Genomic DNA, 9,995 nt, shown 5'->3' with positions numbered 1-9,995 from the left:
ATTGGACATACAGACAGCATCGGAAGCGAGAAGTATAATCAGAAACTCTCAGAAAAGCGCGCTGAGGCCGTAAAGAATTATTATGTCGAAAAGGGTGTTGATGCTTCCATAATTGAAGCAATAGGGAAAGGTGAAAGTGAACCTGTAGCGGACAATAAGACAAGGGAAGGGCGAGCAAAAAATAGAAGGGTCGTTACTGAGCTTCATCTAATAAAGAAATAATTTTGGTTTGAAGAAAAAGAATAGGAAGAGCCCCTTTGTAGGGGCTCTTTTTTTATTGTTTGACTTAACATTGTTAATAAACTATTTTCTTCCTTGTAAGATTTATTTTAGTTACGACTACTGCTATGTAATGAAGCGGTAGATGTATTTAGAGAGAACAATTATTTTTTTGAGGAGATTTGAGATGAAAGTCCATAGCGCAAAATTGAATGTAATTTTAGTTTTAATTTCTTTTTTTCTTGTTGCAGGAAGTTTTACTGCCTGCAGTAAATCCTCATCAGAAAAAGAGAAACCAGCTATACGTGTCAACAATGAGACAATAAGTGAGAAAGAATTTGATTCTGTGCTACAAAGAGAAATTTCTGCTTTGGCGGCTCAGTATAAGAGATTTGGAAGAGAGTTTAATCCTCAAAGCGAAGATGCAAAAAGGTTCATATCTCAGATAAAGCAAAAACTAAGCCAAGATATGGTACAGCGCCTTCTTATTCTCGATGCCGCAAAAAAAGCAGGTATCAAAGTGGATAATGCTGAAGTAGATGAGCAGTTAAAACATATTAAGGAGAGATTTGGCACTGAAGGATTTGAAAATTTTAAGAAGGAGATGGGGTTTGATGAAGCATATATAAAGCAGGATATTTCAAAGCAGATGATGATTAGAAAATATTTGGATAGTTTATTGAAAGATGTAAAAGTAGATGATAAGGAAGTAGCAGAATACTTTGAGAAAAATCACTCGAAATACGACCAACCAGAGATGATTAGGGCAAGCCACATCCTTCTCAAGACAGAAAAAGAAGCAGAAGACATTAGGAAAAAAGTGAAAGCAGGCGAGGATTTTTCAGAATTGGCATTTAAATTTTCCATTGACCCTTCAGCAAAACAAAATAAGGGGGACTTAAATTATTTTCCCAGAGGCGTTATGGACAAGACATTTGAGGATGCAGCATTCTCTATGAAGAAGGGAGAAATAAGCAAACCTGTCAAAACTCGTTTTGGATATCACATCATTAAGCTTGTTGACAGAAAGCCTGCTGTCAAGGCGACACTCGAAGGCTCGAAAGAAAAGATTTTGAATGATTTGACAGATGAAAAGAAAAATAAAATTATTGGAGATAAATTGGCTGAACTTCAAAAAGTTGCAAAAATAGAAATAAATATCGATTTTGGAGGTCCTGAAAATGACAAAACTGGAATGGAAAAAAAGTGATGATCCTGAAGTCAAGGCATTTGCTTCAAAGATTGAGTCTAAAGTAAGAGCTAAAGCCAAAGATGGCAAATTAAAATGTGCAGAAGCCTTTGCCTTGGCAAGAGAAGAGAATGTACCTATAAGCAGAATCGGAGAAGCTTTGAATGAATTGGAAATCAAGATTTCAAACTGTCAACTTGGATGTTTTGAGTGATTGATAAAAATGAAAAATATAAAAGACGAACTTAGGAAAAAAATTTTAAAATGTTTAAAAAACAATGAAGACCCTTTGGAGGGCTTTTATTGCGATGAAGAAACTAAAGAAGCAATCCTTGCAGTGTTGATTGCGGGAAGACATTTATTGTTGGAAGGTCCGCCCGGCGTTGGGAAAACGACAGCGGCAAGGATAATTGCCCGTCTTTTGCCTTCTATGAAAACAGTGGAAGGATGCAGATATGTTTGCCACCCTAAGAGAGCAAATTGTCCAGATTGTTCAAGAATGTCAAAGATTAAGAAAATTGAAATCGAGGGAGAGAAAAGATTTGTGCGCGTTCAAGGTTCTTCTGAACTTCTACCAGAGGATTTGATAGGAGATATTGACCCAGTGAATGCTATGAAATATGGAATTCACGACTATAGGTCTTTTACTCCCGGAAAGATTCATAAAGCCAACAGAAAAATCTTATTTATAGATGAGCTCAATCGTGTGCCTCAAAGGACACAAAATACTCTTTTGCAGGTTTTAGAAGAAGGGATTACAACAATAGGCGGGTTTGATATCGAAGTTAAAGTCGACACGCTTGTCATAGCGACAGAAAATCCTGAAGAATATGCAGGCGTGGAAAAAATATCAGAAACATTGAGCGACCGTTTTGAGAGAGTACGTGTTGGTTATCCTACAAGAGAGCAGGAGATAGAGATAGTTGAACGATATGGAAACAAAATCGATGAAATTAAAATTGATAGAAAAAGGATCGAAGCAATTTCTGAGATATCGAGACGCGCCAGAGATAATGAAGACCTTGAAAACCCTCCAAGTGTACGAACAACGCTCTCGATTTATGAACAAGCCCAGGCACTCGCCAAATTAAGAGGGAAAAAGGAAGTGAGTAGTGAAGAGGTTTATGATTCAGCGCGCCGAGTGTTGTCAGGAAGAATAACGATTTCCGGCGACAGTTCTTATTATGATGACCGGGAAGGATTTATAGAAAAGGTGATCGATAGAGATGAATTATGATTGTTCCTGAATTAAATGACCTTAGAGTTTTGCTTCTTGCAAATGAATATCCTCCAGTAGTAGATTCCATTTTAAAAAAAGCACTTTCAAACAAAAATCCTATTCCTGCTGATTCATTAAAGAAGCATGGAACTTTGAAAGTCGATGTTGACTCGCTTTCACCGCTTCTAACTTCAAAAATACTTTCCCTTGTCAAGGAGTGGGTAGCTGGCAAAGTTTCATCAAAAATGAAAGGCAATTTTTCAGAAAGCGAAGTATTTTTTCTTGGATTGCCTGAAGTTGGAAAGAATGTTAAGGAATTATGTACTGCTGTAATAGAACAGTTCAAACCTGACTGTATTGCTCTTACCCTGTCTCCAATGCAAAATTTTATTCAAAATATTTATCATTCCTTCAGTGTATATAATTTTTTGGGAATTCCTACAAACTTCAATACAGTGTATAAGGATGGGAATGAATCGGCTATTTATAATACTTATTATCCGGGAGGCATATGGGAAACGGCTATAATTAAAGCATGGACAGATGACATTCCTCTTGTGCCTGTTGGAAAGCCTGAAAGGCGCCTTGAAGTGGGTGAAATCAGAAGCCCCGGTTATCTTGAAGATAGGCGAAGACTAAGGAGCATTTCAAAAGAGATAATTGGAGAGTTGAAGGAGATAGAAGAATCTTCTTTCAATCTGGAAGAGATAGATTCTTTTTTATTCGAGATGTCAGGAAAATATACAAAAAGCTATTATGCCGATCAGGAAACTGTTAGAGAATTGATGGATAAGGCAATTTACTGTATAAGCCGCCTTTACGAGCTTCTGTGCAGACAGCCCTTTGATAGAGTACTTGTAATTGGTGAAATGTCATATATTTATGAAGCCCGCAAATTTTTCCAATCTCTTATTGATGCTGGTATCAGATATGACAGTGAGTTATATCTCAAACCTTCGAAAGAAACAGGCATATATGGTTTGAGATTTTTGCCCGACACAATATCGGCATCCTATGGCATTTACACAGAATACGGTATTTCTGATACATTGGCCCAAGAGTTGTTTCGTAAGGAATTGAGAAAATGGGGCAGGAGATTGAGAAAAAATGAAATCACCTCACAAACAGCGGATAAACTTATGATGGATATCGTGGAGAAAACAAGAAATCACCCCCTTCTCCTGAGAGGTGCAAGTGTCAGAGGCAGTATTGCATTCAAAGAATTATATAACTCCTTTGTCCTTTTAAATGGATTTAATTCAAGAGCAAGCATTGAGAAAGCCGCAAATATTACATTGCCCTGCCGTGTGATGAGAAAACCTGGTGTTGAAGAAAGTGAAGAGGAAATTATCGAGGGTATAGTCAAAAAGGTGCTTTATGGTTTGGAAGGGAAGAAGAAAAAGGAAGAATATCGGGGAGGATTTGAAGGGAAAAAAGTACCCCTATCAAAGGAAGATGTAAGAAGAGCTCTTGAATATTTGAAAAAACATGCATTGGATAACAAAAATGATGAAGGTGCCATTGATGAAAGGTCTTTACTTTCAACAGCCGACCTCGATGATGAACTTATAAAAGAACTGCTTGACCGTTATGGACAAGTATCGAGGACAAGAAATGAAGGGCTTCAAAAACTTCTCGATGATATGGCAAGCAGAGGGTACATCAGCAATATGACTCCAAATTCGATGAGATTTACTTCTAAGGGAATAAGCGAATTGAGAAAAAACATTGAAAATTTAAGAAGACAGGGATTGATTGGAGAAGAGGAATTCAAAAAAGCATTGGAAGAAATTGAGAAACTCGAGAAAAGAAGCATCGATGGCAAGCCTGAATTTGATGGGGAAAAATTGTCCGAAATAGTTGCCGACTTTATGGATATTCAGCACAAATTCAAGAATGAGGATTCCACCTTGGAAGACGCTTATGTACATTATGTAATGAAGGAGAATAGGGGTGAAGATGTTGAGAGTGACAGATTGAAATATCGCAATTTGCAGGTTCTTATTTATCGCCTTCAGGATAGGGGATTGGTAAGAATAAAGGACAGGGGAAAAATCAATTTTTCACTAACAGGTAAAAGTCTTGAATGGCTTTTGGATGAGCTTATAAAGAAATCCCATGCAAGCGGGCTAATAAAAGATGCTTTTAAACAGGACCGCGCCGCAGCAAATGTCGTAGATATCCGTCCTTATATGAAAGGCGACACATTTGGTGATATTTCAGTTATTCATACGATAAGAAATTTGATTAAAAAACAAAAGGCAATTGATGAAATTGAACTGAGGGATATTATTTCCTATGTTAAACTGCCGACACGGGCGGAGGATATTGTTCTTTGTTTGGATGTTAGCGCATCGATGAGAAAACAGGCAAAGCTTCGTTTCGCCAAGATTGCCGTAACGGCGCTCGCTCGGGCCGCAGTCGAGAAAAACTATAGAGTGGGACTTGTTGCATTCAGCAATGAAGCTGAAGAGGTCTATCCTATAAGTAGAAGTTTCACAGGAATTACAGACGCAGTAGTAAAACTCCGAGCCGACCAATATACGAATGTTGGCAGAGGGATAGAATGCGCTTTGAAGATGCTAATTCGAGAAAAAGTGCCTTGGGAGAAACACATAGTCCTTATAACTGACGGACAGCCCAATGCCGCACCCGGCATAGGAAATAGGGTTTCCTCGAGCGCCGAGATGAAGAGGGAGGAAATTGGTTATAGATTTGCTCTTCAGATGGCTCGTAAAGCGGCGCAAAGGAATATAAAAGTTTCCATTTTACTTATTACTGATCCGGACAATCGCGGTATTGACTTTGCCAGAAAGATTGCCCTTATTGGAAAAGGTAGATTTTATCGTGTAAGTTCAGCTGAAAAAATTCCTATAAGCGCCCTTCGGATGATGGCTTGAATTATTGCCAATTAGCCATCTTCTAAATTCCTTCGATGAGATTTAAAAAAGAGAGCAATTGAACTCTCTCGCTTAAGGGTTTAGTAAAAGAAAATCATTCCCTTTTAAATCTTAAATAGCTTATACCTGCTGTTTCTATTAGGGTGAGTGAAATTCTTGCAAAAATATCTTGTGTGGGGGACAATGAAAGTTTTAGATGAAATAATAAATTCTTGAATAGTGAAAGAAGTTTTCGGATATATGAAAATGGTGTGACAGGGACTAACAAAGCAGATTGATTTCATGTTGTCCTTCTATTACCAATCTTGACAATGTGGGTTTCCTCTGTTAGCGTTTGTGCCGTTATTTCAGAAAATTTTAACATTTTTTGGGGAGTAGATATGGCTGGAAAAATTGGAATCATAGGCGGAAGCGGTCTATATGCAATGGATGAACTCGAAAATATAAAGGAGATAAAAGTTGATACACCCTTTGGAGAACCTTCGGATGCTTACATATCTGGTGAGCTCGATGGGAAGGAACTCATTTTTCTTCCGCGCCATGGACGGGGTCACCGCATTCTTCCTCATGAACTCAATTTCAGAGCAAACATCTTTGGAATGAAAAAACTTGGTGTTGAATGGATTATTTCAGTGAGTGCAGTAGGCAGTATGAGAGAAGATATCGAGCCGGGACATATTGTAATTCCCGACCAGTTTTTTGATAGAACAAGAATGAGGCCTTCCACTTTTTTTGGCAACGGCATTGCGGCTCATATCCAGTTTGCAGACCCCTTATGTGAAAATTTAAGAAAGATTCTTTATGATTCTGCAGTCAAAGCAGGGGCAGTTGTGCATAAGGGAGGAACTTATATCTGTATTGAAGGTCCTCAATTTTCTACAAGAGGAGAATCTATGATTTACCGGCATTGGGGTGTTGATGTAATAGGAATGACTAATCTTCCTGAGGCTCGACTGGCAAGGGAAGCAGAGATATGCTATGGCACAATAGCACTGGCGACAGATTATGACTGCTGGCATACTGCTGAAGAGGATGTTACTATTGATGCCGTTCTTGAAATTATCAAAAAGAATGTGCAGATGGCTCAGAAGATAATCAAGAATGCCATAAAAATAATTGGAGGAGAGAGGAATTGTGAATGCGCATCTGCTCTCGAAAATGCAATCATCACTGATAAATCCCTTATTCCGCAGGAGCAAAAGGAAAGGCTCGAAATTCTTATAGGCAAATATTTATAATTTTAGGAATCTTTATTGAGCTTTAACTAATAACGAAACAGAAAATATAATGAAAAAAATATTTCCGGATGAATGTGGACACTTTGGAGAGTTTGGCGGAAAATTTGTGCCTGAAACTCTTATGGTTGCTCTATCTCAGCTTGAGAGAGCTTATCTCAAATATAAAAAAGATAAAAACTTTCAAAATGAGCTGAATAAATATCTTTCAAAATACGCCGGAAGGCCAACGCCCCTTTATTATGCAAAGAGACTTTCAAAATATTTAGGCAGAGGGAAAATATATCTTAAACGGGAAGATCTTCTTCATACAGGAGCACACAAGATAAACAATACCCTTGGTCAGATAATTTTGGCAAAAAAGATGAAGAAAAAGAGAATTATTGCAGAAACTGGCGCAGGACAACACGGAGTTGCCACAGCAACGGCTGCGGCACTCTTCGGTTTGCAGTGCGACATTTATATGGGAGAGGAAGATACTGTAAGGCAGGAATTGAATGTTTTTAGAATGCAGCTGCTTGGTTCAAAGGTTATTTCTGTATCTTCAGGAAGTAAAACGTTGAAGGATGCTATCAATGAAGCTCTCCGCGATTGGGTTACAAATGTTGAAACAACTCATTACATAATTGGTTCTGTCGTAGGACCTCATCCGTATCCAATGATGGTCCGTGATTTCCAATCAGTAATCGGTTATGAGGCAAAAAGACAAATCAAAAAGGAGGAGGGAAGATTGCCAGATTATTGTCTTGCTTGCGTTGGAGGGGGCAGCAACTCAATTGGCTTATTTTATCCTTTTATAAAGAACAAAGAAGTCAACCTTATTGGTGTGGAGGCAGGAGGATTGGGAATAAAAACCGGGAAACATGGAGCCTCTCTTGGCGCAGGAGAAAAGGGAGTTTTTCATGGCGCAAGGACATATATACTTCAGGATGACGATGGACAAATAATTCCTGCTCATTCCGTTTCTGCGGGGCTTGATTATCCGGGTGTTGGACCTGAACACAGTTTCTTGAAAGATTCTGGAAGGGCAATTTACAAAAATGTAACAGATGATGAAGCATTGGAGGCTTTCAAGCTTCTTTCGGAGAAGGAGGGAATTATTCCGGCATTAGAAAGTGCTCATGCTATTGCCTATTTGTTGAAGCTTTCCAAGGAGATTAGAAAAAAAGATATCGTAGTTGTATGCCTTTCGGGGCGTGGTGATAAGGATGTTGATGCCGTGCGAAAGATTTTTTCCAAAAAAAACAATGTTTAAATTTTTGAGAAGAAATTTTAAAAATGCGGAAAGGGAAAACATTAGAAAGGGTAGGGAAGGAGAAGATATTGCCTGCGCCTATTTGAAGAGAAAGGGATATCGCATTATTGAAAGGAATTTCCGGGCTTCTGTTGGAGAGATAGATATTATAGCGCGTGACGATAAATACACTGTTTTCGTCGAAGTAAAAATGCGAGTTTCTGATGACTTTGCAAAGCCTGAAGAAAATGTGGATTACAGTAAACAACAAAAAATTAAAAGATGCGCTGAATTATATCTTTTGCAAAATGGTCTTTATGATACTGACTGCCGTTTTGATGTTGTTTCAATAAAGAGCAATGGGAAAGAAGAGAAAATAGAATTAATAAGGAATGCTTTTTCAATTTAGGAGAGATAAAGATGAAGGCGCTAAATAGAAATATCAGCGTTAAATTGGCACTCCTTTTCTTTCTTTTCCCAATTGTTTTTTCTCTCGGGTGTTATGCACCTCCTGTTACAAACAATCTTTCAGCTATGGAGCTTTTTGCGTATGGCAAAAAGCTTGTTGATAAGGGTGACTACAAGGATGCTGTGGATGTATATAAAAAAATAAAGTTTAATTTTCCTGACAGCATCAAAGTTTCGCGCGCTCGTCTTTTTGCGGCAAATGGTTATTATGCAGATGAGAAATATGAAGAAGCGATTGCAGAGTATAAAGAATTTACAAAATATCATCCTGCACACTTGGAAGTGCCTTTTGCCTATTATAGAATTGGTATGTCGAATTTCTATCAGATTCTTCCAAGCCAATTGGACCAAACGAAAACGAAAGAAGCTCTCGAAAATTTTAACATTATAAGAGAAAGATATCCTGAAAGTATCTATTATGATATTGCAGGAGAAAGAATATCTTTTTGTAAAAGGCGTCTTGCTGAGCACAGTTATGGCATTGGAAGATTTTATTATAAAATGAGAATGTATAGGCCTGCAATAAAACGGCTGAAGAGGTTTATAAGGGATTGTGAGATTCCGGATTTGAAGATAAGGGCTATGGGCATTCTTGCTGAATCTTTGTGGAAAGATGAAGAAAATGAAAGGGCTCTTATGCTCTACAAAGAAATTGCCCTTATTTATAAAAATACGGCTTACGGAAAGCGCGCTTTACAGATGCTTAAGCGTTATGGTGCAGATTATGAAATTGAAGTTCCTTCTTCCTTGCAGTAAAAATATTGGAATATTTTGAAGACAGCTAAGATTTCTTTGTTTTGTCAGGCGGCTTTCTCATCCCATCGATGAGAAGACTGCCGGAAAACCTAATCAATTTGCCAATATCAACGTATTTGCTTTGTGATGTAGATGCGAGCATAAAAGAATTAAGAATGCTTATCAGCGAAAGGGCAGCCATATGAGTGTCTACCTTCTTTAAGTATCCCTTTTCTATTCCGTCTTTGATAAGCGATTCAAGCCCGTGTAGTATTCTTTCAAGATATTGTTCATGAAAAGTGTCGTGAAAGTATGGAAGGACAAGATTAGGGTCTTTAAGAAAGATTTTCTTCAGTAATTCGTTTGATTCAAGGGTCTCAATAGAGTTGAAAAGTCTTTTTTTCAGGAGTTTGTAAGGATTCTTCTCCTTCTTTTCAATTTCCTTTAGTCGTTTTAAAACCTTTTTTCGTTCCTTTTCAACTTCACGGAATATGACAGCATAGAAAAGGTCGTCTTTATCCTTGAAATAATAAAAGGTCGTCCCGAGTCCTACGCCTGCTTTTTTGGCTATTTCTCTTATTGTTGTATCTTTGAATCCTTTTGCGCTGAATATTTCCAGAGCGGCATCTAAGATTCGCTCTTTTCTATTGACCTTTTTTTCTGAAGCCAATTCTTCAATATCTTCCGATTTTGGATACTATAAATTTATCTGTTCAGTAACTCTTTGAATTAACAAAAAATTTTAACAAAAGAGGAAATAGAAAATGGTAAAAACTTTCTTAAAAACTACAAAGAT

The 9,995-nt window shown here is 37.8% G+C and carries 10 protein-coding genes; 9 read left to right on the top strand and 1 reads right to left on the bottom strand.

Annotated elements, in window-relative coordinates; genetic code table 11:
• The 9 genes from D6734_02640 to bamD all read left to right on the top strand — a co-directional run.
• The coding region (locus tag D6734_02640; protein ID RMF97213.1) for an OmpA family protein at nt 1-222 on the top strand (222 nt) is incomplete at its 5' end.
• A 142-nt stretch (nt 223-364) separates the two neighbouring features.
• The gene (locus tag D6734_02635) at nt 365-1,429 is read left to right on the top strand and encodes a hypothetical protein (GenBank protein ID RMF97212.1); all 1,065 of its coding nucleotides are present in this window, start codon (nt 365-367) and stop codon (nt 1,427-1,429) included.
• Nucleotides 1,401-1,622, top strand: a complete 222-nt coding sequence (locus tag D6734_02630) for a hypothetical protein (GenBank protein ID RMF97211.1) — start codon at nt 1,401-1,403, stop codon at nt 1,620-1,622. The genes D6734_02635 and D6734_02630 overlap by 29 nt, the downstream gene beginning before the upstream one ends.
• Nucleotides 1,623-2,645 carry an AAA family ATPase gene (locus D6734_02625; protein ID RMF97210.1) on the top strand — a complete coding sequence of 341 codons (1,023 nt, stop codon included), beginning with the start codon at nt 1,623-1,625 and terminating at the stop codon, nt 2,643-2,645.
• The gene (locus D6734_02620) at nt 2,642-5,527 is read left to right on the top strand and encodes a VWA domain-containing protein (protein RMF97209.1); all 2,886 of its coding nucleotides are present in this window, start codon (nt 2,642-2,644) and stop codon (nt 5,525-5,527) included. Before D6734_02625 ends, D6734_02620 begins: the two co-directional genes overlap by 4 nt.
• A gap of 380 nt (nt 5,528-5,907) precedes the next feature.
• Entirely contained in the window at nt 5,908-6,765 is an 858-nt protein-coding gene (gene mtnP / locus D6734_02615) for an S-methyl-5'-thioadenosine phosphorylase (protein RMF97208.1), read from the top strand.
• Between the two features lie 49 nt (nt 6,766-6,814).
• Nucleotides 6,815-8,017 (top strand): tryptophan synthase subunit beta, encoded by a 1,203-nt coding sequence (gene trpB / locus D6734_02610; protein ID RMF97207.1) that lies wholly within the window; start codon nt 6,815-6,817, stop codon nt 8,015-8,017.
• Nucleotides 8,010-8,405, top strand: coding sequence for a YraN family protein (locus tag D6734_02605; protein RMF97214.1), 396 nt, complete (start codon nt 8,010-8,012; stop codon nt 8,403-8,405). Before trpB ends, D6734_02605 begins: the two co-directional genes overlap by 8 nt.
• Before the next feature lie 11 nt (nt 8,406-8,416).
• Nucleotides 8,417-9,220, top strand: a complete 804-nt coding sequence (gene bamD, locus D6734_02600) for an outer membrane protein assembly factor BamD (protein ID RMF97206.1) — start codon at nt 8,417-8,419, stop codon at nt 9,218-9,220.
• A gap of 25 nt (nt 9,221-9,245) precedes the next feature.
• On the opposite strand, the gene D6734_02595 is transcribed toward bamD, so the two are convergent.
• A complete protein-coding gene (locus D6734_02595) occupies nt 9,246-9,878 on the bottom strand; it encodes a TetR/AcrR family transcriptional regulator (protein RMF97205.1) in 633 nt (210 codons plus the stop codon).
• Between the last annotated feature and the right edge of the window lie 117 nt (nt 9,879-9,995).

The sequence above is a fragment of the Candidatus Schekmanbacteria bacterium genome (assembly GCA_003695725.1).
Classification (GTDB): domain Bacteria; phylum Schekmanbacteria; class GWA2-38-11; order GWA2-38-11; family J061; genus J061.
Note: the sequence above shows the minus strand (reverse complement) of the source record. Positions and strands in the feature narration are given on the sequence as shown.